Below are 24,678 nucleotides of genomic sequence, written 5' to 3'. Positions count from 1 at the left end.
TCCTGTCCGGGATCCCTCGCCGACCGACCGTCGGCGCGCACTCCATCGGCATCCGGGGAGATTCGAACTCCGATCCAGCGCCGACGCGGCGCGGCTCGGAGTGGAGCAGAAAGGGATAGTGCAATGGCCTCCACACGAGGCGATGACAGGAAGAGCGCGCACAGTGCAGCCGCTGAAGCCACGCCCGAGGAGGGTTACGAGCGAGGGCTGGGCAGCCGCCAGGTGCAGATGATCGCCATTGGCGGTGCGATCGGCGTCGGCCTGTTCCTCGGAGCAGGCGCCAACATCGAGAAGGCCGGACCCAGCCTCGTCCTGATGTACGCACTCGCCGGCGTCGTTGTCTTCTTCATCATGCGCGCATTGGGCGAACTACTTCTTTACCGTCCGGTTTCCGGATCCTTCGCAGAGTACGCGCGTGAATTTCTCGGCCCCTTCTGGGGCTTCGTCACCGGATGGACGTACTGGTTGCTGTGGGTCGTCACCGGGATGGCAGAACTCACTGCAGCCGCGATCTACGTCAACTACTGGATTCCAGACATACCCCAGTGGGTCACGGCGTTCGCTTTCCTCGTCCTCCTCTACGTCGCCAATCTGATCTCGGTCAAGCTGTTCGGCGAGATCGAGTTCTGGTTCTCGATGGTGAAGGTCACGGCCCTCATCGGAATGATCGTGATTGGCCTCGGAGTCGTCACCTTCGGTTTCAGCGCTGCCGGGGACACTGCGAGCGCGTCAAATCTGTGGGCTCACGACGGCTTTTTCCCGAAGGGCGTGGGATCGTCGCTGATGACGCTGCAGGGTGTCATGTTCGCCTACCTTGCCGTCGAGCTGGTCGGTGTCACCGCAGGAGAGTCGGAAGACCCTGAGAAGACACTTCCCAAGGCCATAAACACGCTGCCTGTCCGGATCATCATCTTTTACGTCGGCGCGCTCAGTGTGATCCTGATGGTCGTCAAGTGGACCGAGTTCCAGGCGGGCGTCAGCCCGTTCGTTGCGGCTTTTGCGAAGATCGGCATCCCGGCTGGAGCGGGGATCGTCAACTTCGTGGTACTCACAGCGGCGCTGTCTTCGTGCAACTCAGGCATGTACTCCACCGGACGCATGCTGCGAGACCTGGCCTCCAACGGGGAAGCCCCGCAGTTCCTCGGAAAACTGAGCGCCAGCAAGACGCCGGCGGTGGGCATCACGTTGTCCGTGGCCCTCATGGGCATCGGAGTCGTCCTCAACTACGTCGTTCCCGAGAAGGCGTTCGGTTACGTCACCTCCGTGGCGACGGCAGCCGGCATCTGGACCTGGGTGATGATTCTCGTCAGCCAAATCCTGTACCGCCGACAAGTGGGCGCGGGACGATTGTCCGCGTCGTCCTTCCCGGCGCCGGGTGGCGCGGCGTGCAGTTGGATTGCCCTTGCCTTCCTTGTGATGGTGACCGTCTTCATCGCCCTGGACCCGGACGGCCGGATCTCCCTGTACGTCGGTGCGGGCTGGGCCGTGTGTCTGACGGTCGGCTGGGCGGTGCTGAAGTCCCGAGTCCCGCAGATCGCCCTCACCGCGGGCGAGGGAGTCGTGCGGTCGCCCGCCCACGCGGATCGTGAGCGTGTGTGAGCACGGGTAACCGATGAGGTGCGGCGTCCCGGCTGACCGGCCGGGGCGCCTCGCTCTCGGCTACTTCTCGATGAGGAGTGCCATGAGGGCGGCTTCCGTGGGCGGAGCGGTGAGCGGGGACACCACGTTCCTGCCCGGCAGCATCCCAGGGCACCGCATCCTTCGGTGGACACTCCCTCACGGCATCAGGCGGGTGGAGACTGAGCCGCATCTCGTCGCCGATCTGCGGGGGCGCCTCGGTGTGCAGGAGCAGGACGGACTCCATGAGGTGAGGAGGTTCGGCGAAGCGGCAGCGCTGTCCGTCCCACAGGAAGGGCGACAGGTGCAGGTTCAAGGACGCGTACCCGATGCCCGCGACATGCCGGAGGCGTTCTCGTGTGCCCTGCAGCGTTCTGGGTGCCTTGAGCCCCACCCCGTGCGAGATCCCGCCGGCCGCGGTGACCTGGAACCGCCGTGTGGTCCTCCGGCGTCCGAACCAGCCTGACCGCCGGCGATCGTCCAGGGGCGTGACAGCGAGGACGTCGCTGCTGTACCGAGTTGCCTCCGGGTCGCCCAGCCACAGCCGTGTTCCCACACGCAGCCGGAAGGCGGTCCCGGGGAACGCCGTGTGCAGCGCGGCCATCTCCTGGGACGACAGGTGGCTGACGAACATGGTGCGGACCGGCACCCTGGCCCGGGCCAGACGGCGCATCCACGCGCTGACCTCTTCGATCCCGTTGGCAGCCGGGTGACGTCGCAGCGGCAGGTGCAGGGAGAAGCCTTCGAACTCCCAGGCGCCCATGGCGGCCCGTACGGCCGGCAGTTCGTCCGGGGTGACACCGTGCCGGCGCATCGACGAGGCCAGCTCCACGATCACTCGACGGCCCCGTAGCCCACTGTGCCCAAAAGGTGAGGCCACGACCCGGATGACCCGGTCGGAGGTGGGACCGAACCTCTCCCCGACCTGGTGAGGCATGAGCACCATCAGATCACCTCGGAACAGACGCAGGGCCTGCTCTGCCTCCTTGACGGTGCCGACGGCCAGCAGCGGCACATTCAGTCCGGCCGCCCGGCGCACGAGCAGGTCCTGGCCGAAGCCGTACCCGTCGCCCTTGCAGACGGGGACCAGCCCCGGGAACTCCGCCGCGACCCGCTGCTGGTGTCGCTGCCACCGCACGGTGTCGATGGTGAGCGTGAGCGGCACAGGGCGTCCTCCGTGTACATCTGTTTCCCGCACGGCGAAGCAGCCACCCCACGCTGTCGGGACAACCGCTCCGGTCGGACTGATCGTGCATGCCATGGCCGAGGTGGTCCGTCGTCCCGGGCTCCGGGGCAGACCGCGACTGCGTCTTGGGCACTGCCGTGACGGTCACCGGTGCAGCGCACCGGCCTCGACCGGCGGCATCAGTGGCCGAGCGAGCGTTGCAGGAGAAGGGTGTCGATGGCCTGTCCGTCCTTCATCCCCATTCCCCGCAGCCTCCCTGCCTCTGTATATCCATGCCTCTTGAGAAAGCGCACGGTGGACTCACTGCCCATGTCGTTGACCAGCGCGATGATCTCCCGGAGTCCAGCGGCACGCGCTTCTTGGAGGAACCTGCTCATCAACCGGGAGCCGACGCCCCTTCCGACCGCGTCGGGGGCCAGGTAGACGGAGACTTGAGCCACGTGGCGATGGGCGGGTCCCGGGTGCATCGGGGCGGCATAGATGAATCCGGTGACCGTGTCATCTGCCGCGGTCACCAGAAAGGGCAGGCTGCCCTCGGCCAGCCGATCGAGGAGAGCCTGCCACGCCTGTGCCGCCCGGGGCTCCTCTTCCAAGGTCGCCGAACCCAGGCTGACATAGTGCTGATGAATTGCTTGGACTCCGGGCAGGTCCCGTCGCTCGGCCGGCCGGACATCGATCTCCTGCGGCACTGCGCTGCGTCCTCCCGTGCTGGTGGGGTGGGGTGAGGTGTGCTACAGGGCGTCCGTAGGTTCCCGCCGCGCGTCCAGGGGGCGGGTGGCCCCGTAGTAGTGCTCCTTGGGCATGGCCTCGTCCAGCGGGACCCGGGCGATGACCTTGCCGGTGCGAGGGGCGTGGATCACCTCACTGTCGCCGGCGTAGAGACCCACGTGGTAGATGCGCTCCCCGTTGTGCCAGAAGACGAGGTCTCCCGGGCGCAGCGCATGGCGTTCCACGGGATGCTGCGCGGTCGCGGCATGCTGGTCCGCGGAGACCCGCGGGAGCTGCATCAGCGGCCAGTAGGCGTACTGCACGAGGCTTGAGCAGTCGAAACCGGCGGTGACGGCCGCCGCGCACTTCCCGTCGGGACCGTAGCCGTTCGTTCCGTCGCAGGAACCGGTGCTCGGCCCTTCGGGGGTGCCTCCGCCCCAGGTGACACGGACCCGGAGCGCACGGCACGCGCCTGGATCGATGCGGAGATGGTGAGGCCGAGGCAATGGGGTCTGCCAACGCATTTCGCGACGGTCGGTTCGGATCTACACGGTGAAGATCGCGGGCTCTGTCGGCGACGTTGGTGATCCGAGCTCACTGCCCCGCCAAGCGGATACCGTGGCGGTCAGGCACCAGGGGGAGGCCGGTCCGGCCCGCGTCAGTAGCCGGACTTACGGCTCTGGTATCCACCGCCGGCATGCGACGTCAACGGCAGCCGAAGCGCAGCGCAGGCTGCGGAGTGCGGGGTACCGGGTCCGGGTGCAGGTTTGATGGCGGTGGAGCGTTGGTGTCTATCGGCACCGTTTTGTTCATCGGTTCGTAGGTGAGACTTCCCACGCCTCCCTCGACGAATCGGCAGCCTGCTGCATTGTGGGTACTCGCGCCATCCCTTGTACGCACTCTGGTAGCGCTCAGTCGATCGGCGGGTAGTTCACGGGCTCTGACGACCATATAGCGGCACCGTCGGCACCGATCAGCCTGAGTCTGCCGTCGTTCCCAAGCACAGCGCGTCGAACGTCCTGTCCCTGCGTGCCACTGCTCCACAGCTGTACGCCAGTGGGCGCGAACACCACCAGATCACCGCTGCTTCGCAGGACGAGGCGGTTGGCCAGGCCGCGGAGCTCGTCATCCAGTTGCGTTCCGGTTCTCCACACAGGGGTGCCGTCCGGGGTGTGGTAGATGACTACATCCCCGTCGTCTTGATTTACGAGAAGATATTTTCCGCATCCAGAGGACATTGACCCCAATTTAAGAGACGTACCAGGCAGCATCTCGGTCAGCGTCGGCTTGCCGTGCAGCCTGTGTCTCAAAGAGTGACGCTGAGAGCCATCGCCGTGTGGAGGGGGGTAGGCGTTGGCTGCAAAACCGACTTCCACATACTCGCCAAACGTAGCATTACCCACGGAGAGGTTGGCGTCGATGGAGGCGAAGTCGGAGACCCGAGCTCTGAAGGTGCGACCTCGGTCCTCCTCTGCCGGGTCCGCGCTGACCATCAGGAGCGTCCGGTCCTGAACCCGGGAGCCTGTCGTCGCCGTCTGCACATCCATAACGGCGAGGTAGACACAGCCGCTGTCCTCCGGGACCAGGTCGAGCAGCTGTTCTGCCGTCATGTCGGCGAACGCGGGATCGTCCACGAGTCGTAGATCACGGAGTAGTCCTTCTGTCGCGTACAGGTGGATCAGGGTACGCAACTCTTCCCACACCTGGGACGAGGCGAAATGGGTACGGATAAGAAGAGCGCTCGCGCCTGTGGGTAGCGGCTTCACTGATGATCTCCTTGAATAGCTAAACGGTAGCCATGGGATCGACCGTATGACTCCAGCTGACGATCAACCGCTCGCTTGGTGCTGCCTCGTTAGGCGGGGAACCCATGAGAGGCGCCCACTTGGTGCCTGAGCAGCTTTTGACGGGAAGCTTTGATCATTCAGCTCGTCCCTTCAACAAGGGTTCGGCGAGGGCTCAACGTCTTCGATCAACGAGCACGGGCAGGGGTCGGTTCACAGGTCATTGAGTGGGGGCGCTTCAGGTCCTTGCGGCACTCGGTCAGGTCGGAAGCAACGTGTGTGTGCAGCCTTGGATGATCCGGTCCTTGTTGGTGGCAGTGCCGCTTGGCTTCGACCAAGGTCACGGCAAGCGATCGCCTCCGTTCGTACGGGGCGGTTCACCACTTGCGCACGGCGTCTCAGGACAACACGGAGTCACGGCATGTGCTGTCCAGGCGGTCACAAGTCCGGCGGGCAAGCCGCACGGCCGGCTGGATGTGAAGCAGCGTCGGGAATGCTCCCGCGGGTACCACGCGCACCCGGTGATCGGCGCGCATAGGCCGGGGAGCGCGCAGCCGCGGAAGGTGGCTGTCGCGATAGCGCTCGAACCACTGGATATCGATGCCGTGGCCCAAGGCCACGAGTGAGAACAGCTACGGCGGCCGACTCGGGCAGGCCCCAAGGCGGCGACGAAGGCGCCGTCGAACCCGCAGCCCTTCCGCTGCGTTGAACGCGGTGGTCGCGTGATCGAGTTGGACCTGCGGCGCCGCCTCACGAGGGCCTTGAGCCGGCCCTCTCCCTCGGCCCGGTACGGATGCAGCCCGCGTGCGGATTTACGTCTACGCCGTCTCCTCACGTACGCGTACGGACCGAGGAGCGCCACGGCGTCATGCCCTGGGAGGCAGGGCCTGAGACGTTGGTGAGTGAGGGCACCAGCACAGCGACCCGGCGTCACGGAGCCGAACCGTCACCCGCGAACTGCAGGAGAAGAAGGCTCAGATCGCATCCCACTTCTGCTTGTTGATGACGTCCACGTCTCCGGCCGCCCTCATGGACACCCCACCGTCATTCCACCCCGTCAGTTGCGTGCCGAAGGCGACAGGCGAAATCGCACCATCGCTACCGAACATCCAGACCTGGCCGAGGTCCTGGGCGGAGCAACCGGACAGGTAGACACTGCTTCCGTTGGTGTCCAAACACAGACCAGTTGCCTCGTGCCTGATCAGGGCGAAGCCGTACCTCGGGTCCACGACTGACGTAGTCCATCCGGTCCGAGGCGTTGACGTGCCGGCGAGTGAGCAGTCGTACTGACTCACTGTGCGGTCCTTTCCGGCCAGGCACAGACCTGTGTGGCGGTTCTTGTAGATATGGGCAGTCGCAGCCTGACTGGGAGTGACAGACATGACTACGAGGGCAAGAGCGCCGACGGCCGCCGTAGCCAGTGTCTTCAGCTTGTGGTTCACAACATCCTCCTCAGGGAACAGCATCGCGTCGGTGGCAGCGGCTGTTTGATCCTTGCTACGACGGCCAACCCGACGTGGTTCAGTGCGTGTTGTGAAAGAGGCGTGTACTGCGCTGTCGGCGCCCCCAAGGACATTGCTCCGGGCTGCACGTCGGCGTCTTGGAGCACGCGGCACAGGGTGCGGTCCGCCGCCCTCACCGTTGGTGGGGGTGGCGGGGTGGCAGGGGGTGGGTGTTTACAGGGCGTGGAGCTGGGTGAGGAGTTGGAGGGTGTCGGAGTTGAGCCAGTACTCGACGAACTTGCCGTTCTTGATGCGCAGGGTGTCGGTGCCGGTGAAGGTGACGGTTGTGCCGGGCTGGGCCTTGGCTCCGGGGAAGCCGCCGGCGTAGGTGCCGGTGGCGGTCCAGCGTACGGAGGCGTGGTCTTTGGCGACCAGGGGGTCGATCTGCAGGGAGAAGCGCAGGTCGGGGAAGGCGGCGCGGGTCTGGGAGATCCAGGCGACCAGGCCGTCCGCGCCTCGGATGCTGCTGCCGTCGCCTCCGTCGAGGAGGGCGGCGTGGACGGTGAAGTCCGGCGAGATGATGCCCGGGGCCTGGGTGTAGTCGCCGTTCCACAGGCGCAGCCACGCATCGAGCATCGCCTTGGGGTTCTTCGCCGCCGCCCGGTGCTCCTGTGCCGTGACCGAGTGAGCGGTGGGTGCGGCGGACGGGGTGGACGCTGCGGCGGTCGTGGCGCTGACGGCCAGGGCGGCCAGGGCCGCGGGGACGAGCAGACGCATGCGGTGGGTGCTCATGAGGGTGCCTCTCAAGTCGGTCTGGCGAAGGAGCGTGGTGCCGCCCTCCGCCTGTTAGTGGCTGGCGTGTTCGTTAGAAGTTATAACTGATGCGCGGAGTGATGGTCAAGAGCGTTCGTAATAGCTTCTAACTAAGGCGGGTGCTGAACGGCTGCTCCATCGCAGCCCGGAGGTGCGGCCGTGACTGACGCCAGGAGATCCCGTCGGCCTGTCCGCCCCTGACCAGAGCGCCGACCGCCCTGCGTTGCCGCCGCCAGGATCACGGCCGGCCGCTCGCATCGGGGCCGGCACCAGTGGACGCGCATCAGGTCCGGGATCTGCGCAAAGCCGACTTCAGCCGGGGGCGTTCTACGTGAACTTGCAGAGCTTCGACGCGCTGTTGCAGGCGCTGTAGGGGGAGCAGGCCCGCTGTGCTGCGTCGCCGCGGTCTTGCGGGGGGAGGGAAGCGGAGTCGCGGTCCCCCATGATGCGCCCCCTGAGCGAACAGCTGTCCAGGGTGATTCCGGCGCACACCGCAATTCCGCCGTGCCGCTGTCGAAGGGCGGGGGGCTGGCCGAGACTGGGGCGGACGGACTGACCGTCCATTGCGGTTACCACACACCTGGCACCTGGCCCTCGACGGCAATGCCGAGAAGGCGCGCGAGCGATTCGCGCATCTTCCCCCCGTCTTCCGGACCCGGGTAGGGAAGCGCGGGGTAACTGGCGGCCACGGGCTGCTCAGTTCAGTGAACGTGCCGCGCGCGTCGCTCAGCCGGGTGATGTCTGCGGTGAGGTGTCTGCGGTAGGTGCTGAAGGGCAGGCCCAGCCGTGCGGCGGCCGCCTGCCGGGTGGGTGCGAGCGGGTTGGATGGACATTCCTGTGCCGGAACAAGCTGCGGAGCGCGTCACTGGCCGTCTGCCGGTGTGTGAGTAGCCAACCACCCCTGACACTGGGCCGTTGGCTGCAGCCTGAGCCTCTGTCTGCCTTCCCCGGCTTGACGCCTTCTTTAGTGAGTGGTTGAGTACTCACATGAAGACGGAACGTCGCCAGCTGTCAACAGCAGAAGAGCGCAGGGAGACGGTGCTGCGTACGGCCATCGGGGCGTTCGCGGCCCGAGGGTACTTCGGGACCACGACTACGGACGTAGCCAAGGCCGCGGGCATCTCGCAGGCGTACGTCTACCGCCTCTTCCCGAACAAGGAGGCGCTGTTCACCGCCGTCGTCGACCATTGCTTCGTCCGCGTCCGCGCCGCCCTTGAAGGCGGCGCGTCGAGCGCCCGGAGTGTGACCCCGGAGGCGGTGCTCGCTTCGATGGGGGACGCGTATGCCCGCTTGATCAGCGACAACGACCTGATGTTGGTCCAGTTGCACGCCCAGGCGGCCGCCGTCTCGGAGCCCGCTATCAGGGAGGCGGTGCGGACGGGGTACGCCCGCACCGTCGAGTACGTTCGAAGCGCCTCCGGCGGCAGCGACGAGCAGGTCCAGCAGTTCTTCGCCGTCGGGATGCTCTGTCACCTGTTGGTCTCCATCGACGCCGAGGCGATCTCGGCACCCTGGACCCGTACCCTGACCGCCGGAATCACGCATTACTGACCCCCGCCGACGGGCGGTCCGCGAGTGGATGCCCCCGGCGGTCGCCTTTTTCCGCCCTATCGAGTGAGTGTTCAATCACTCATTCCACTTCGGTATGAGTTTCGGCGCCCACCATCGGCCTCTTCGTCGGCCCTCGCAGTGATGCACGGCTCCCTGGATCGACTCAAACGGCACGGACTCGCACCTGACAAGGAGTACTTCCATGATCGACCCCCGCACCAGCACCCCCGCCGGCACTGCCACGGTCACTGAAGCGGTGCTGCCCGGCATCGTCGACCCGGACGGCATCCAGGTCCGCACCCGGCCCGCCCGCCCGGCCGGCCCCGGACAGGTCGTGCTGGCGATGGAAGCCGCCGGTATCTCCTTCGCCGAGCAGCAGATGCGCCGCGGCAAGTACTACGACCAGCCGCCGTTCCCCTTCGTTCCCGGCTACGACCTCGTCGGACGGGCCGTCGACGTGGGCGAGGGCGTCCCCGGTGAGCTGCTGGGCCGGCGCTTCGCCGTCCTGACCAAGACCGGGGCGTGGGCCAGCCATGTCACCGTCGACGCGGGCGACCTGAGCGCGGTACCCGAGTCCGTCGACTCCGCCGAGGCGGAGACGTTCGTGGTCAACGGCATCACCGCGTGGCAGATGCTCCATCGCCTCGCGAAGGTCCGACCCGGACAGACGGTCCTCGTGCACGGCGCGAACGGCGGCGTCGGCTCCACGCTCGTCCAGCTCGCCCGCATCGCCGGGGCCCGGGTCGTCGGCACCGCCTCGGCCAAGCACCACGACGCAGTCCGGGCGCTGGGAGCGGTCCCCGTCGACTACCGTGACCCCGACCTGGAGAGCCGGCTGCGCGGACACGCTCCGCAGGGCTACGACGCCGTGTTCGACCACGTCGGCGGTGAGGGAATCGTCGTCTCCTACCGCCTGCTCGCCGCCAAGGGCACCCTCGTCTCCTACGGCACCGCCTCGACCCGTGACGTCCAGGGCTCCTCGAAGGCGCCGGTCCTCAAGCTCTTCACCCGCCTGATGCTCTGGAACGCGCTGCCCAACGGCAAGGGCGCCCACTTCTACAACATCTGGGCCGGGCGGCGCCGGATCGACACCTTCCGTGCCAAGCTGCACGCCGATCTGGCCCAGGTCTTCGCCCTCCTCGCCGACGGTCGACTGGTCCCCCAGGTCGCCGCGCGCGTCCCGCTCGCCGAGGTCGGGGAGGCGGTGCGGCTGGCCGAATCCGGCACCGTGGTCGGCAAGGTCGTCCTGGTGCCGTAGACCCACCGTGGACACACGAGCCCCGAGCCCACCGCCCCCGACTCCACGACACCCGTGGGGAAGGGGGCACGGGTCGTTCAGCCGAGGACGCCGCGTGCGACCAGGGCGCGCTTGAGCGCACGCAGCGCGTAGTAGGTGCGCGACTTCACCGTGCCCGGCGGGATGCCGAGGAGGTCCGACGCGTGGTTCACGCTGAGACCGCGGAAGTACACGATGTGCAGGACCTCGCGTTGCTGTGCGGTCAGGTCCGCCAGTGCCTCCCGCACCAACTGGACGGCCAGAACGCGGTCCGTGCCATCGGCGACCGGGATGACCACGTCGTCCAACTGATGGAGGGCCTTGGGGCGCACGGAGCGCGCCCGGTGGTCGTCGATCACCAGGTTCTGAAGGACTCGGAACAGCCACGGCCGGATCCCGTCCGCGGAAAGGGTGAGCGCTGGACCGTGGTGCCAGGCCCTGACGGCGGTTTCCTGTACCAGGTCCTGGGCGCGGTGCCAGTCGTTGTCCAGACGGCGGGCCGCGTAGGTTAGCAGGGCCGTTCCGTGTTCGGCGTACAGTTCGCGGACGAATCGCTCGGGGTCCGCGGCCGCGTACTGCGTGGCCGGCGAGGGCGTGGAGCCGGTGCGCTCGGCGGTCAGGACAGTCGTCTGCTGGGTGCTCATGATCTCTCCCCGTGGTGGGTGGGCGTCCGCTCGCCGGCGCCGTACGACGCCCGTCGGCGGACGCTCGTGGCAGTCGTCGCCGGCTGAGTCGGAAGTGGATGCCGGGGGCCGTCCGCCGTGAACGTGAAGTCGGCGGCGCCGCGGCTGCGATGTGATCAGCGTGAGGCATCTCTTGTCCCACCTGTGACGTTCACCGCGCATCTGGGATGGCTGGAACGCCGGAACGGCCTCTCACCTGCGGGAACACGAATGGCGTGGGACGCCGACATGGGATGAGGAACCGGCTGTTCGGTTCCGGTGGGCCTGATGCGCGGGCAGCGATGGCGCAGGACATGACGACGGGCGGCTGCGTTGTGGCGGGGCACCGCAGCCGCCCGTGGGGCGCCGGCATCGGGGGGAGTGGCGTTACAAGAAGATCAGCCAGCAGGTGAGGGCCAGGAACAGACAGACCGTGAGGTGGATCCACCGGTGGTGCAGAACGACGGCGGCGAACTCCCGCATGGTCGCGCTCGGCCGGAAGTAAGAGGCCGTGGGGGAGCCCAGGACATGGGCGTCGATGCCCATGCTCCGGGCGATGATCGCGGTCCGGAAGGCATGGAAGTCGTTGGTCACGACCGCGCAGCGGTAGCCGCTGCCGCGCTCGTCCATGAGTGCCTTGCTGTTGCGGAGGTTCTCCTCGGTGGTGGCGGACCGCGCCTCACGCAGCAGGTTCTCGGCCGGTACCCCGCGGGCGGCCAGATAGTCCGCCATCGCATGCGCCTCAGGGACGGCTTCGTCCGGCCCTTGCCCGCCGGACGTGATCAGGACGGGCTTACTGCCCCGGGCCACCTCGGCCTCGAAGAGTGCATACGCACGGTCCAGTCTGCCGGCGAGCAACGGTGGCACCCGGTCACCGCCGATCAGACCGGACCCGAGGACGACGATGTAGTCGAGGCCGGACGGTCCGGCCAGGCGGCTGTAGGTGTAGCCGTACAGGCTGAAACAGACGAAGAGGGAGACGAAGTAGTACGTGATGAGCGCCGCGATGACGACGGCTGCGGCCAGGGAACGCAACTCGGCCACGTACGCCACCACTGTCAGCAACAGGAGGGACAGGAGCCCAAGGCCCGCGACAAGCGTCAGAAGGTTGCCCGGACGGCTGCCCTCCTTGCGTACCATCCGCACCCCGTTGCCGAGCAGGAGGCCGCAGACCAGCAGCACGGCCAGCCCTTCCAGGACAGGGCTGGCCAGCCAGGTGTCGTCCAGAGCGTGGTGAATGACCAGGAGTTCCCGGCCGTGGGCCACCGTCATCAGGGTGAGGAAGATGCCGAGCAGTACGGCGTTCGCGAAGCGTCTGGCGTCGGCGATGACACTGATGATGAACAGCAGCAGACTGATGGCCGCAAATATGTCGATCAGCACCGTGGACTTCCTCGGTGGGCCGGAGGCCTTACCAGCCCCCGGCGGGGTGGGAGACGGGGCTGTCAGATGGTCGCCCAGAGCTGCTTGTCGCCGGAGTTCTGGTACAACTCGAAACTGACAGACCCGGTGTTCCAGGCAGTGAGCCTCCATTCCCCGTCCGCGGCGCCGATCTTGATGCGGTTGCCGCCCTTGGAGATCATGCCGATGAGCTGGCCGTAGTCTTCGACGCTGCATGGGGACAGGTAGGGCTCGATGCCCGTCTTGTCATAGTTGTGGTCGAGGCACATGCCTGTGGCCACGTGCACCAGCATCTGGCCCGCTACGTCGGGGTTTGTGCTGCTGCGGCGGTAGACCTCCATCCACTTGGCGTTGGCGTCGCACGGGCCCTGGCGGACGGTGCGGTCGGCATGTCCGGACAGGCACCGGCCGGTGGCTACGCTCTGCACGGTGTACTGCTGCTCCGCGTGCGCAGGCGTCGCCGCCAGCACAGTGGTGAAGGCGGCGCCGGCCAGAGCGGTTCCCATCAGGGTGTTGAGCCTCTTCTGCACGGTAACCAACTCTCTGTCTCGGGGTTCTTCACCGCCTTCAACGGTGGGCCGGCCTGGGTGGTTCACCCGGCGAGTGCCTTCCGTCTTGGCCATCGCTTCGGTGAACGACATGTCCTCGGTCACCGTTGTCCCGGATGACACAGGCACCGCCTCATGCACACAACTGGAGAACCATGATGAGTACTGCCGCCACGTCCGCCTCCTTGTCGACCGCCGCCGTAGGAGTGCTCGTCCCGGCCGAGGTGCACTTCGACGAGCTGGACGCCATGGGACTGCTGCACAACAGCCGCTACCAGGTGCTGGTCGAACGTGCCTGGACCGCGTTCTGGTACGCACAGGGATTCGGCGGCTCGAACGGACTGGAGAACGACGCCTTCAACGTCGTCAAGGCCTTCACCATCACCTACGAAGCCCCCGTGTCCGCGCCCGGAACTTACGCGGTCAACCTGTGGATCGACCGTCTCGGTACCACCTCGGCCACGGCCGGTTACCGGGTGTGCTCCTCCGATGGCGGGACGACGTACGCGCACGGCACCCGCACCGCCATCCGGCTCGACCCGGCCACCTTCCTGCCCACGCCGTGGTCCGACCGCGCCCGCGACGTCGCGCGCACGATCATGGCGCCGCAGAAGGACTGAGCCACCCGCGGCCGCCCTCCCTGTCCGACGGCACCTTGGGAGCGGCGGCCGTTCGGGGCACAATGAGGATGCCGCCGTAGTCCTGTCGCGCGACGGCGCGTCGACACACCGTTTCCGGGAGGTCCTGGGTGGACTGCGTGGATGCTCGTCAAGATATTGCGCCGGGGCTGTTCGGCGCTCTGGACGACGCGGATCGGTCGGCGTTGGCAGAGCACCTGGAGCGGTGCCGGGCCTGCCGTGCGGAGCACGAGGAACTCGCTGAGTTGCTGCCGTTGCTTGAGCTGGTGCAGCCCTCGGAACTGACGGCAGCGCCCCTGCCGTATCCGCCGGTGCCGGACCCACAGCACGCCGTCGAAGCGGTGCGCGCCGAGGCAGCACGGCTCCGAACGGCACACGTGGCCGATTGATTTCACGGATGAGCGGTGGGACGCCGGGGACTCGACCGCGAGCAGGGGCCGGTCTGCTGGACAACCCGGCCGGCGCGGGTACCAGCAAAGCCCGTCATCCATCGCTCGCCGCCACGGGCGAGCGAGCTGATCCACCCGCGGTCCAGGCGGTCGGTGCGGTGGCGAGGGAGTGCACGCCCGGCCTCGTCGCCGTACGGGGTCCCTCGCCCCTGGCGTGCAGCTATTCCGAGGGAACGCCCAGGCGTTTCACGACCGGATACCGCGGTTGTGCAGGGCCAGCTTGAGTGCCTGCACCGCGTAGTACGTACGCGATTTGACGGTCCCCTGGACGATTCCGAGCGCCTCCGCCGTCTCGGCAACGCTGTGGCCCTGGAAATACGTGTGGTGCAGGATCTGCCGCTGCTGAGGTGTCAGATCGTCCAAGGCATCGTGAACGACCTGACGCGTGAGAGTCCGTTCGATGTCATCATCGACGGGAATGACGAGGTCGTCGACCGGGCAGGTGCTGACGGGACGGATGAGCCGCGCCCGATGGTCGTCGATCACCAGGTTGCGCACGACGGTGAAGAGCCACGGTCGAACACCGTCCTCCCCTTGCTGCCCCAGCAGCCCGATGTGCCGCCAGGCGCGGATCGCGGCCTCTTGGAGTATGTCCTCGGCCCGGACCCAGTCCCCGCCCAGCAGGCGCGCCGCGAAGCGTATGAGCGCGCTGCCGTGCTTGTCGTAGATCAGGCGGACGAAGCGCTCGCAGTCCGTGTCGTCGTCGGAACGCGTCCACCGTCGCTCGTGCGGCGGTTCGCTCGTCCCTGAGACGGAAGCGCCCTGCCGGGTCTTCTCGACTTGCCTCATGATGCTGGTGGCCCCCATGTCCTGTCCCAACTGACTTCCACCGGATCTGTCGTCGGTGGCATCGTCAGCGTGGGGAGGCCGACTTGGCGGCTTCTTGTCGCGCTCTTGCCGGGGTGTCATGGCGCATGAAACCGCCCTGCGTACGGCCGCGGGTCCCTCGTTCTGCCGCAACGAGGGGCTGGGACATCCGGTTCGGTTACTGCCGGGTGAACCGACGACGGCGACTTCTCGTGGAGAAGGTGCACGCGCTGCATGCCGGCCGGAGAGCCGGTGGGGTGCCGGCCGCCGGGATGAGCGGAAGTGACGAGACACTGAGCAGTTCCGGGCCGGTAATGAGCAACTTTCGGACTGCCGAGTGAGCACATGAGTGGGTGAGGGTGGCATCGATGCGAGAGAGGTGCCACCGTGGAGTTTCGTTTGCTGGGCCCGCTCGAAGTGCGGCGGGACAGCGAGGTACTGGGCCTGGGGCCGCCCATGCGGCGCGCCCTGCTCCTGCGTCTGCTTCTGGAGAACGGTCACACCGTCGGAGTCGAACGGCTCTGTGACGACCTGTGGAACGGCCGTCCTCCTCCCAGCGCCGTGTCCTCGGTCCACGCGCACATCAGCAGACTGCGCGCCACCTTGGAGCCCGGCCGTGGGCGGCAGAAGCCGCCCCGAGTGCTCCGCAGCACCCCCACCGGGTACGCCCTGTCTTTCCCGCCCGAACTGCTGGACTCGGTGCGCTTCGAAAGGTCCGTGCGACAGGCGCAAACGCTGGCCGACGCCGGCCGCGTGGGCGAAGCCCTTCAGGAGATCGAGCGCGCGTTGGCCATGTGGCGGGGCACTCCGCTCGTCGACGCCCGCGACCACCACTTCGTGGAGGGCGAGAGCGGACGGCTCCAGGACTTGAAACTGTCGGCCGAGGAACTGCGTACTGCCTTGCTGCTGCAGGAGAGCCGGATCATCGAGGCGATCACCAGCGCCGAACGGCTCGTCGAACGCGATCCCCTGCGCGAGGCGTCCTGGGTCGTGCTCATGCGAGCCCTGTATTTCGCGGGCCGACCCGCGGAGGCGCTCCGCCGCTACGAGGAGGTACGCGTCCTTCTGGCCCGTGACCTCGGCCTCGAACCCGGGCCCAAGTTGCGTGAGACACACATGGCCGTTCTGCGTCACGACACCGTGTCACTGCGCCCGCCGCGTCATCGCGGTCAGGTCGCCGCACGCAGCGTGCCCCCGGAGCGCCCGGTCGGCGCCCGACCGGATCTGCCGGGCCGGGAATGGGAACTCGGAAGGCTGTGCGAGCTGTTGCGGCAAGCCGCGACCGGCCGCGCGGGATGGGCCGTGGTGTCCGGGGAGCCGGGCGTGGGTAAGACCCGGATCGCCGAGGAGGTGGCGCGGCAAGCGTCCGGTACCGGCTGGCAGGTGTTGCGGATCTGGTGCGCCGAGGAGAGCTACCCAGGCGCCCGGGTCCCCGACCCACAATTGCGCCGGCTCGACGGTCAGTTGCGGAAGCTGGCCGAGAACCCCTGCGTCACGGGGCCCACGCTGTGTGTCGTCGAGGACATCCACCTGGCTTCGGATGACGTACGGGGACTGCTGGTCACGTGCGCACGGACGCTGCGCGAGGCGCCGCTCGCGGTGGTGTGCACCGTGGCGGACGAATCGGGACCCGCCACCGAGCGGTTCCTGGCCGAGCTGGCCGGACGCGGTGCTGACGTGATACCACTCGCTCCCCTGACGGAGGACGCGGTGCGGCGTGTCGTGTCCGCGGCCACGGACGGCCCCGTGTCCGAGGACACAGCGCGCAGACTGCACGCACTGAGCGGCGGGAACCCCTTCCTGCTGCACCAGGTGCTCACGCATTCCCGATACCTCGGGGCAGCCCTGCACTCCGACTCGTCCTGGTCACGCGTGCCGCCGGCCGTCCGCAGCGTCGTCAGGGCCCGACTCGCCGAACTGCCGCCTGCCGCGCGGCAGGTCGTCGATCGCGCGGCTGTGATCGGTGACCGGCCTGACATGCGCCTCGTGGCCCGGCTGGCTCGGATGCCGCTGGACGAGGTGCTGAGACTGGCGGACCAGGCAGTCGCGGTACGGCTGCTGGCCTGGTCCGAGGTGTCGCCCCCGTACGACGGCCAGGGCTACCACTTCCCGGCCGGCGTGCTCCGGCGTGCGGTGCTCGGTGAACTGAGCCCGGCACGCCGCCGGACCCTGCACGCTGACGCCGACGCCGTCACAGCCTAACAGCGGCTAACAGAATGACTTGAGTTGTCGGTGGGTGATCAGGCAGCAGGCGAGTCTGAGGAATGCTTCGTGGATGTCTGCTCGGCGTTCCCAGCGCACGCGCAGTCGGCGGAAGCCGTGGAGCCAGGCGAAGGTCCGCTCGACTACCCACGGTGGATGCCGAGGCTGGAGCCGTGCTCGGTGCCGCGCCGCGCGATGGCGGGCATGATGCCGCGGGCACGGACCTGCTTGCGGTAGCAGTCGTGGTCGTAGCCGCGGTCGGCGTAGAGCGTCACTGCTTTGCGACGCGGTCGGCCGACCCGGCCGCGGACGGGCGGGACGGCGTCCAGCAGGGGCAGGAGCTGGGTGACGTCATTGCGGTTACCGCCGGTCAGGATGACGGCGAGCGGGGTGCCGTGTCCGTCGGTGATCAGGTGGTGTCTGGAACCGGCCCGGCCCTGGTCCACCGGCGACGGGCCCGTCGCGAGCCCCCTTTCAACGCTCTGACGTGCGAGGAGTCGACCACGCAGCGAGACCAGTCGAGCATCCTGGCCGCGTTCAGCTCGGCCAGCAGCACCTCGTGCAGTCGCTGCCAGACCCCGGCCTCGTTCCAGTCCCGCAGCCGCCGCCAGCACGTCATGCCCGAACCGAACCCCAGCTCCTCGGGTAGGTACTCCCACTGGATGTCCGTGTGCAGCACATAGAGGATCCCGCACAACACCTGCCGGTCCGGCAACGGCTTCCGGCCCGGATACCGGAACCTGCGCTCCCGCCTCGCCAGCAGCGGCTCGATCCGCTCCCACAGCTCATCCGACACGACCCACGGTGATGCCCCCATGCACCCGCAACGGCCCAACCCACCGCACGGACACGGCCGGCGGCACCACCCTCTCATGGCTGATCTATGCCCGAAGGTGTGAACGCGGCACGCGGTGGCGCAAGCTGGGCTGTTTCCACCAGGCTCTGCTGGCGTTGGTGCACCTACGCAAGAACGAGACACTGCCCCAGCTTGCGGCGGGGTTCGGGATCTCCACCGCTACCGCCTGGCGGTACGTGGACGAGGCCCTCGATGTCTTGGCCTCCTGGGCACCCGGCCTGCAGGAGGCCCTCGTCGGCTTGGGTGAAGGAGACTTCGTCATCGTCGACGGCACGCTCGTCCCCATCGACCGCATCGCCGCGGACGAGCCGTACTACTCCCAGAAACACCGGAAGCACGGCATGAGCGTCCAGGTCGTCGCGCGTGCGGACGGCACCCTTCTGTGGTTCTCGCGCGCGACGCCGGGCCGCACGCACGGACCTGACCGCGGCCCGCGCTCACGGTATCGTCCAAGCCTGCCTCACCCGGCAAATCCTCGTGCTCGCGGACCGTGGCTACCAGGGTGCCGGCGCCACCTTCCGCACCCCGTACTACCACTACAGCGAACAACCCGAGCAGTACCAGCAGTTAAACCGCGACCACGGACGACTCCGAGCCCCCGGTGAACGTGCCTTCGCTCAACTCAAGACGTGGCGGCTACTGCGACGAACCCGCTGTTCCACCCGCCGCATCGGCACGGCAGTCCAAGCTGTCCACACCCTGCTGACCTGCTCATATTCAGGATGAGAACGGCTCACTGCCCGTCTGTGACGACGACGGTGAGAGGCGATCAAGAAGTGGTGAACCGAAACGAGCCAGCACACGTTGAGTGAGTCGAGAACGTCCAGTGAAAGGCGAGTGGGGAGCGGGCAGCGTCTCCGAGGGCGTGCCTCTCGCTAAAAGGAACGGCATGACACGGCTCAAGCCCCATGATGCGCGCTGGCTGCGCGCGGTCCGTTCCTGCACAGTGCACGGTTTGGCATGCCCTTAGGTTTCTCAGGAAATCTCTAGGTATGCCATGACGATGCATGCGTCGGATTTCAGCAAACCCGCGTCTCGACGTTTCATCCCTAATGTGTAGTTCCCTCGAAGGAGTGAGAATGAACGTCAGATATAAGATTGGCACCGTGTCCGCCGCCCTGTTCGGCGCCCTCGGGCTGATGGTCGCCAGTGGTCCTCCTGCCAGCGCGCACTACAGCGAGTGTCCCGACAAGAAGTTCTGCGTCTGGCAGAATCAGAATTACGATGGCATGATCGGTTACTCCGGTTATGACCAGTCCTACCTCGGCAACATGAACGACAGAACGACGTCGTTCTGGAACCGCACCGACTACACCGTCGCCATCTATCGGGATTCGAGCTACCAGGAAGGGATGACCGGCCTTGCCAACTATCACTGGTGCGCCGAAGTCAGGCCCGGGACGGGCGTTTATAACATTGGAACGCAAGGTTACAACTACATGAACGACGCTATTTCATCCTTCAGGGTGAACGCCCACTGCAGCGACGGTGGAGTGAAAATCTTCTAGACTCGGTCCGCCGATGTAGAACCCGGCGGACCGTTTCGCATTGCATGGCTGATTATGGGCAGGGCTGAGGCGACCGGGGCACCGGGTGGTCGCCGGCTTTCACCAGGCGGCCAGCGGCTGCTCGCGCGTCTCGCTCCCTTCGGTGCACTCCGGAGTTTCTTTCTCATCGCCCTTGATGCAATCGACGACATGCCCGGTGAACCGCTCAGGGATCGGCGGAGGCCCTATGCGTTGACTTCAGCCGCCGGTGGGGGCCGGTAAGGAGCGTAGTAGCTGGTCTCGCGCTCGTGGGGCGGGATGCCACCGATCGCTGTGTGGCGGCGTTGGTTGTTGAACCAGTCGACCTGTTCCGCGGTGGCAAGTTCGACAGCCCGTTGCGCTAGGCGTCGTCGACAGTGAGCGTTTTCCAACCTCCGGCTGACGGGGGCAGGGGTCAAAGGCGGGGTCTGGAGCAGCACGAGCAGTCGTGAGGCATTTGACGCCCTCGGTCGGGCCGTGCCGGTGAGGGGCGAGATTGGCCGGTGCCAGCCGTCGCCCCGGTGGGAGAGGCGTGCTTTCTGGCCAGTACTCGCAGGTAGCGGTACGGGAGGCCGGCTGGTGGGGGCATGATCGCTGTTGTGTTACGCGACGACATGCCCGCTTGCGTGCGGTGGGAGATCCTGATGCACGAGCGGTTCAGCGATGTGTGGATCTGCAAAGACCTCGGCCGAGCGACGACCGGGGCGGATCCCGCTGAGCTGGGCCGGGCCGTCCTGGCCGCCTACCTCGCGGGCCGGGACAGCCGGGGCGAAACGTTCCGCGTTCTCGTCCGCACCGACCACGGCCACCACGTCGTCATCACGGCCGACCAACTCACCGACCCCGGCTGGGAAGCGGACCCGGCCGTCTGTCAGGCACTGCCCGCCTACCTTCGCAACGCCCTCGCCTGACGCCGAGGCCGTGAAGTGGCGCGGAACGCCAGCCCGTTGGTCGTTCCGCCCTGGGTCGGGCAGGGCACCTGTTCAGTGGTGTTCAGCGCCGCCCGGGCCTGTGTCCTGCGACGGTCGGCGCCGAGCGTCGTGCGGGCCGGGAGAGTTCCCAGCCCGCGGTCTCACCGGGGCCGGCGGCACCACCCGCTGAAGCAGCTCCGACAGCCCGTCCGGCACCATCCGCTCGACCAACCCGTTCGACGGCCTGCCTGGCCTGCCATCCTCTGTGCGCGCCTCGGCACAGCACTGCGAGTCCCCTGGCCGGGCGCAGCCGGCCAGGGGATCTGTTGTCAGCTACGACGCGTCCAAGACCGTCCCGTTCATCATGGGGCCGCCGGGCAGCGGCGCACCCGAGTCGTCCGTGAGCGCCAGGCGCACGGACTCGGCGGGCTCGGCCACCGTGTCCTTGACGGTGGGCAGGGACACCTCCGTGCTCGTCGCACCCGCCGGCACATACGGCCATACGCCGAGCCGTTCGACCTGGGACAGTGGCCGCTCCGGGGCGGGCTCGGCACCTGATTCCAGCAGCCATGACTGAGCGACGTCCTGTGTGGACAGTTCCGGGCCGTCCGGCACCGGCACCACCGCGAACAGGGCGCCGATGTCGGCGTCCGCGGGTTGGGACAGGCTCACTTTCCAACGCAGCGTCTGTCCCTCGGTCACCCGATCCGCGAGCGGGGTCACCGACATTTTCGGCAGCGGGTCGTCGTTCCGTGCGGTGACCCCGCCGCGGTGCGATCCAACGACCGTGCCGTGGACCGCCTTGACCAGGACGTCGTGCGTTACGTCGTACCCGAAGCGCTTGTTGCCCTTGACTTGGGCGCTCACGGCGATGTCGTCACGACCGGGGCGTACCGTCACCAGCCGGTCCTTGGCCTCGCCGGTGACCGGATCCATGACGTACACCCGCACCTGGCCGCTTCCGTGCCCGGACACCCTTACCGGCACCCGGTAGGTGCGCACGCCCGAGTCGCCCTCCTTCACCGACAGTCGCCCGAGGTCCACGCGGGCGAGCGGAGCCTCCTGCGGGACGGGCGTGCCCGGGCGCCAAGCCCAGGCGTCCATCAGCCAGGCTTGTCCGGCCCGCGACCGCGGCGTCACCTCGAGGGACTCGACCTGCCGGAGGTCGACTCCGGCGCGGGGCGCGGCAGTGATCGGGACGCGCAGTTCGCGCGCCCAGTAGGAGGCGGTGCGGTCGCTGCCGGGCAGTCCGTCAGCGGTGACCCGGCCGAGGGTGGCCCGTCGACCGCGGGTGTCGGTGACGGCGACGTCGAACTGGGTGCCCCTGCTGTTCGGCGGCACGATGACGCGCAGCGCCAGCGATGAGGCACCGGAGAGAGACAGCGGCTTGGCAGTTTGGATCCGGGCCGGGCTACCAGGCGCCGACCAGCGCAGCTCGACCGCGCGGCGCCCGGTCTCCCGGCCGGTTTCCCACTTGGCGAAGTGGGGTGAGACACCATGGGCGTCCTCGCCCATGCAGGCCGCTGCGGGGCTCGGGTCGACCGCCGCGCAGAGCCGGGCTCCCGTCACAGACACCTTGCCGTCGGGCAGGAATCCGGCGCCGCGCCGTCCGCCCACTGCATGGGTCAGGACCCGCGCGGGGTCGGCGGACGGCGCTCGTCGGCCGGTGCCGTCAAGGAGCTCACGCACTCGGTCGTCCCCGGCGACGAACAGCCGCGCCGCGGCCGCGACGTACGTTGAGCCGGCCCGGTGCTGCTGGTCGGCCGTCAGCCGAGTGGGGCTGCCCGGTGAGCACACTGGGTCCTTCTGTTCCGGATCGTCCAGGAAGTCGTCTGCGGCAGGCGCTTGAGCCCTCCCCGGTGTCCACTCGGTATTGAAGAAGTTGTGATTGGCGCCCGCCACGTAGACAGCGCTGTGCAGTGCACTGCCGCGGCTGACTCCGCGGGTGCCGTCGACGTACATCTCGCCCTGAAGGTCTGAGACGTCACCGTCGCAACCCGGCAGGATCGTGACCGAGGGCACATCAGGCACCGGGTTTTGGCCGAAGATTGTCGGGCCAATCAGGACCGTGCCCCGCACGTGCCAGCGGACCGGGCCTCGGTAGCCGTCCTGCGTGGACGGCGGTGGGTAGAGGCTGTCCATCGCGGCACGGTTGACGCCCTCACCGCCACGGGAGTGCCCAACGAGCAGAACCCTCGACAGGTCGGCCTTCGGGGCCTTGCGGACCGCCACCGGGGCCGAGGCCGGGTCGGCGGCCCAGCCGGCCCAGCGGGCGAGGTGCTGCCGCACCAACGAGGAGCGGGCCTGAGCGCCACCGTCCTCTGCCGCCCAATCCTGACTGTTGATGCCGTTCGCGGAGATCGACACCGTCACATAGCCCTGCGAGGCCAGCAGTTGCTGGTCGCGCAGATAGCCACGATAGCTTGGTATGGGTTTGGTGTCGGCCGGGCACGGCCAGGCACCGGTCGCCTCCTCGTCCTTGTAGCAGGTGGCGTGACGTCCGTGCAGGAACAGGGCCAGCGGACGCGGACCGCGGGCAGTCTTGGGTGCCACGACCACGGCGCGCATCTCGACCGGCACCTTGAAGCCGGGCAGCCGCACCGGCGGCAGGTCGTACTCGCCGGTGGTGGTGCGGTAGGAGCCCGGCGTACCGGGATCGACGGCACCCGGGGGGAGCGGGGCCGGCGGTCGTGCGGTGGTGAGCGAGCCGCGGCGTTGATGCCGGGTGTCTTCGGAGGAGGCGTTCAGTCGACGACCGGCGGCCCACGCTTGAAGGTTTGTCAAAGGGGCGGCGTCGGTCGCGTCCAGTCTCAGCCGGAAGGTGCGGCCGTCGCGCCCGGGCTCGGGTATACCGAGCGTCCGGCCTCCCGCGTGGAATTCCACGCGCGCGTCGGCCATGGGTATCGCGGACGCGGAACGCCACACGAGGTGGCGGACGGTGCCCTCGTAGGTGATCCGCCAGCCGGGCGGAAGGGTTGTCTCGTGCGTCTGTGGTGTGGGTGGGGCGGCATGGGCGGTCAGTGACGGTGCCGCCGTCATCGCGAGAACCGCAGTCGCGGCTATGCCCAGGTGGCCGGCCAAAGGCAGTCGGACAGGTGACAATGGTCTCTCCTTGCGCAGCGTGCGCGAGCATCCCGTCGGTACCGGGGGCCCTCACGTCTCGGAAGACGCACAGTTTTGGCCTCGGGTGGACGACGTATCCGTTTCGGTACTGGTGCCGTGTTTCGGGACAGCGGGACATCGTCTGCGGCACGTGTCGATGACGAGGTCGCGAGGCCGTAGCTTCGTAGCCCCCGATGGGCGTCGTGGTCACACTCGGGCGGGACCCCGAAACGGCCCGACTGACCATGCCCTCACGACCGCATACGGCGAACTGCTGCCCAGCGCGGTCGGGGCACCCGGGTATGCGGCACCCACGGGACAGCACATCCGCCACGGCCGGTTCTGCGGTCCGCTGGTGTGTCAGCTGTTTTGTGTGGGGGTCTGCTTGATGTCGTTGACGATGGCTCGTTGGGTGATGGCGCTGGTGAACAGGACGGTGCCGGGCTTGATGAGGTGTTCGGGGCCGGTGGTCTTGCTGACCTGGACGGTTCGCTGGCCGAGGAAGACGTGGGTGTTCTTGTCGAAGATCCATTCCTCGCGCTGGCCGCTCTTCTCGTCGAGCCGGGCGATTGCGGTGCCGTGGCGGCCGGTGGCGTCGACGGCGTCGTTGACGGTGACGACGCCGGGGATCTTCGCGGCGGCTTTGAACAGGGCCTTGGTGAGGGTGGCCGGGGGGTAGCTCTCGCCGAGGAGGTCGCCGATGGTGGTGAAGGCTTCCTGGTCGGGTGAGTTTCCGTGTCCCCTGGTCTCCTTGTAGATCTTGGCGAGGAGGGTGTCGGGGTCGGTGGGCAGTTTGGTGAGGTAGTCGTAGGAGGGGTGGTTCAGGCCGGCGACGGGGGTGTTGCCCTGTTCGTCGGGGAGGGTGAGGGTTTCTCCTTCGGGGTCGTCGTTGACGGCGGGGTCGATGAGCCAGCCCTTGGTTCCGTCGGGGGAGTACCAGACCTGGCGCTGGTGGAGGGCGTGGCTGGCGAGGGTGCTCTTGTCGTTGACGGTCTTGACGAAGGTGTCGGCGGTCTTGGACTCGATGTAGACGTACTGGCCGGGCTTGAGGTCGGGGTGGGTCTCGTGTGCGGTGGTCAGGGAGGCCTGGTCGAGCAGTCGGGTGACTCCGTGGGGGCTGGTGGTGCCGATCTGGGTGGTGAGGGCGGGTCCGGTGGCGAGCTGGGCGGGTCGGTTGCCGTTTCCGTCTGTGCCGGTCA

20 protein-coding genes and 3 pseudogenes are annotated in these 24,678 nt (G+C 67.7%); 9 read left to right on the top strand and 14 right to left on the bottom strand.

What is annotated here, in order from left to right:
- Window positions 1-123: 123 nt before the first annotated feature.
- Window positions 124-1,599 (top strand): amino acid permease, encoded by a 1,476-nt coding sequence (locus tag AB0L21_RS30920; RefSeq protein ID WP_365787757.1) that lies wholly within the window; start codon window positions 124-126, stop codon window positions 1,597-1,599.
- Here the strand turns inward: AB0L21_RS30920 and AB0L21_RS30915 are convergent.
- From AB0L21_RS30915 to AB0L21_RS30890, 6 genes are all read right to left on the bottom strand, one after another.
- Entirely contained in the window at window positions 1,541-2,782 is a 1,242-nt protein-coding gene (locus tag AB0L21_RS30915) for an alanine racemase (RefSeq protein WP_365787755.1), read from the bottom strand. The genes AB0L21_RS30920 and AB0L21_RS30915 overlap by 59 nt on opposite strands.
- A 200-nt stretch (window positions 2,783-2,982) precedes the next feature.
- Window positions 2,983-3,492 carry an N-acetyltransferase family protein gene (locus AB0L21_RS30910; RefSeq protein WP_365787753.1) on the bottom strand — a complete coding sequence of 170 codons (510 nt, stop codon included), beginning with the start codon at window positions 3,490-3,492 and terminating at the stop codon, window positions 2,983-2,985.
- Between the two features lie 42 nt (window positions 3,493-3,534).
- Window positions 3,535-4,035 (bottom strand): C40 family peptidase, encoded by a 501-nt coding sequence (locus AB0L21_RS30905; RefSeq protein ID WP_365787751.1) that lies wholly within the window; start codon window positions 4,033-4,035, stop codon window positions 3,535-3,537.
- A gap of 387 nt (window positions 4,036-4,422) precedes the next feature.
- The gene (locus AB0L21_RS30900; RefSeq protein WP_365787749.1) at window positions 4,423-5,145 is read right to left on the bottom strand and encodes a hypothetical protein; all 723 of its coding nucleotides are present in this window, start codon (window positions 5,143-5,145) and stop codon (window positions 4,423-4,425) included.
- 1,124 nt (window positions 5,146-6,269) lie between these two features.
- Complete coding sequence (locus AB0L21_RS30895) at window positions 6,270-6,737, bottom strand: ricin-type beta-trefoil lectin domain protein (protein WP_365707560.1); 468 nt, start codon at window positions 6,735-6,737, stop codon at window positions 6,270-6,272.
- Between the two features lie 234 nt (window positions 6,738-6,971).
- On the bottom strand, window positions 6,972-7,529 hold the full coding sequence (locus tag AB0L21_RS30890) for an ester cyclase (RefSeq protein WP_365787747.1): 558 nt from the start codon (window positions 7,527-7,529) through the stop codon (window positions 6,972-6,974).
- Between the two features lie 1,008 nt (window positions 7,530-8,537).
- On the opposite strand from AB0L21_RS30890, the gene AB0L21_RS30885 reads away from it, so the two are divergent.
- Both AB0L21_RS30885 and AB0L21_RS30880 read left to right on the top strand, forming a co-directional pair.
- On the top strand, window positions 8,538-9,101 hold the full coding sequence (locus AB0L21_RS30885; RefSeq protein ID WP_365707564.1) for a TetR/AcrR family transcriptional regulator: 564 nt from the start codon (window positions 8,538-8,540) through the stop codon (window positions 9,099-9,101).
- A 202-nt stretch (window positions 9,102-9,303) separates the two neighbouring features.
- Entirely contained in the window at window positions 9,304-10,359 is a 1,056-nt protein-coding gene (locus AB0L21_RS30880; protein WP_365707566.1) for a medium chain dehydrogenase/reductase family protein, read from the top strand.
- Between the two features lie 77 nt (window positions 10,360-10,436).
- On the opposite strand, the gene AB0L21_RS30875 is transcribed toward AB0L21_RS30880, so the two are convergent.
- The 3 genes from AB0L21_RS30875 to AB0L21_RS30865 form a co-directional block, all read right to left on the bottom strand.
- Window positions 10,437-11,021 (bottom strand): sigma-70 family RNA polymerase sigma factor, encoded by a 585-nt coding sequence (locus AB0L21_RS30875; RefSeq protein WP_365787745.1) that lies wholly within the window; start codon window positions 11,019-11,021, stop codon window positions 10,437-10,439.
- Window positions 11,022-11,426: 405 nt separating this feature from the next.
- A complete protein-coding gene (locus tag AB0L21_RS30870) occupies window positions 11,427-12,422 on the bottom strand; it encodes a YdcF family protein (protein WP_365787743.1) in 996 nt (331 codons plus the stop codon).
- A 62-nt stretch (window positions 12,423-12,484) separates the two neighbouring features.
- Window positions 12,485-13,093, bottom strand: coding sequence for a hypothetical protein (locus AB0L21_RS30865; RefSeq protein ID WP_365787741.1), 609 nt, complete (start codon window positions 13,091-13,093; stop codon window positions 12,485-12,487).
- 50 nt (window positions 13,094-13,143) lie between these two features.
- Between AB0L21_RS30865 and AB0L21_RS30860 the strand changes: the two genes are divergently transcribed.
- Window positions 13,144-13,608, top strand: coding sequence for an acyl-CoA thioesterase (locus AB0L21_RS30860; RefSeq protein ID WP_365707574.1), 465 nt, complete (start codon window positions 13,144-13,146; stop codon window positions 13,606-13,608).
- A 128-nt stretch (window positions 13,609-13,736) separates the two neighbouring features.
- Window positions 13,737-14,015 (top strand): zf-HC2 domain-containing protein, encoded by a 279-nt coding sequence (locus tag AB0L21_RS30855; protein ID WP_365787739.1) that lies wholly within the window; start codon window positions 13,737-13,739, stop codon window positions 14,013-14,015.
- A 246-nt stretch (window positions 14,016-14,261) separates the two neighbouring features.
- Here the strand turns inward: AB0L21_RS30855 and AB0L21_RS30850 are convergent, their stop codons facing one another.
- Window positions 14,262-14,882 carry a sigma-70 family RNA polymerase sigma factor gene (locus AB0L21_RS30850; RefSeq protein ID WP_365707578.1) on the bottom strand — a complete coding sequence of 207 codons (621 nt, stop codon included), beginning with the start codon at window positions 14,880-14,882 and terminating at the stop codon, window positions 14,262-14,264.
- 387 nt (window positions 14,883-15,269) lie between these two features.
- Between AB0L21_RS30850 and AB0L21_RS30845 the strand changes: the two genes are divergently transcribed.
- The gene (locus tag AB0L21_RS30845) at window positions 15,270-17,084 is read left to right on the top strand and encodes a BTAD domain-containing putative transcriptional regulator (RefSeq protein ID WP_365787737.1); all 1,815 of its coding nucleotides are present in this window, start codon (window positions 15,270-15,272) and stop codon (window positions 17,082-17,084) included.
- Between the two features lie 6 nt (window positions 17,085-17,090).
- Here the strand turns inward: AB0L21_RS30845 and AB0L21_RS30840 are convergent.
- Window positions 17,091-17,901 (bottom strand): annotated as a pseudogene (locus tag AB0L21_RS30840) (IS5 family transposase).
- Between AB0L21_RS30840 and AB0L21_RS30835 the strand changes: the two are divergent.
- Together AB0L21_RS30835 and AB0L21_RS30830 are read left to right on the top strand one after the other, a co-directional pair.
- Window positions 17,892-18,666: pseudogene (locus AB0L21_RS30835) on the top strand (transposase family protein). The pseudogenes AB0L21_RS30840 and AB0L21_RS30835 overlap by 10 nt on opposite strands.
- 353 nt (window positions 18,667-19,019) lie before the next feature.
- Window positions 19,020-19,448 carry a peptidase inhibitor family I36 protein gene (locus AB0L21_RS30830; RefSeq protein ID WP_365707584.1) on the top strand — a complete coding sequence of 143 codons (429 nt, stop codon included), beginning with the start codon at window positions 19,020-19,022 and terminating at the stop codon, window positions 19,446-19,448.
- Window positions 19,449-19,672: 224 nt separating this feature from the next.
- Here the strand turns inward: AB0L21_RS30830 and AB0L21_RS30825 are convergent.
- Window positions 19,673-19,819: pseudogene (locus tag AB0L21_RS30825) on the bottom strand (IS3 family transposase); the annotation flags it as partial.
- 234 nt (window positions 19,820-20,053) lie between these two features.
- On the opposite strand from AB0L21_RS30825, the gene AB0L21_RS30820 reads away from it, so the two are divergent.
- Window positions 20,054-20,377 (top strand): hypothetical protein, encoded by a 324-nt coding sequence (locus tag AB0L21_RS30820; protein ID WP_365707586.1) that lies wholly within the window; start codon window positions 20,054-20,056, stop codon window positions 20,375-20,377.
- Window positions 20,378-20,710: 333 nt separating this feature from the next.
- On the opposite strand, the gene AB0L21_RS30815 is transcribed toward AB0L21_RS30820, so the two are convergent.
- Both AB0L21_RS30815 and AB0L21_RS30810 read right to left on the bottom strand, forming a co-directional pair.
- Window positions 20,711-23,416, bottom strand: a complete 2,706-nt coding sequence (locus AB0L21_RS30815) for a hypothetical protein (protein ID WP_365787735.1) — start codon at window positions 23,414-23,416, stop codon at window positions 20,711-20,713.
- A gap of 423 nt (window positions 23,417-23,839) precedes the next feature.
- Window positions 23,840-24,678, bottom strand: an 839-nt coding sequence (locus tag AB0L21_RS30810) for a CU044_5270 family protein (RefSeq protein ID WP_365787733.1), incomplete at its 5' end; no start/stop codon positions are given.

It is taken from the genome of Streptomyces sp. NPDC052721, from assembly GCF_040678315.1.
Taxonomy (GTDB): Bacteria; Actinomycetota; Actinomycetes; order Streptomycetales; family Streptomycetaceae; genus Streptomyces.
The sequence above is the reverse complement of the archived record's forward strand: the minus strand, read 5'-3'. Positions and strand labels throughout refer to the sequence as shown.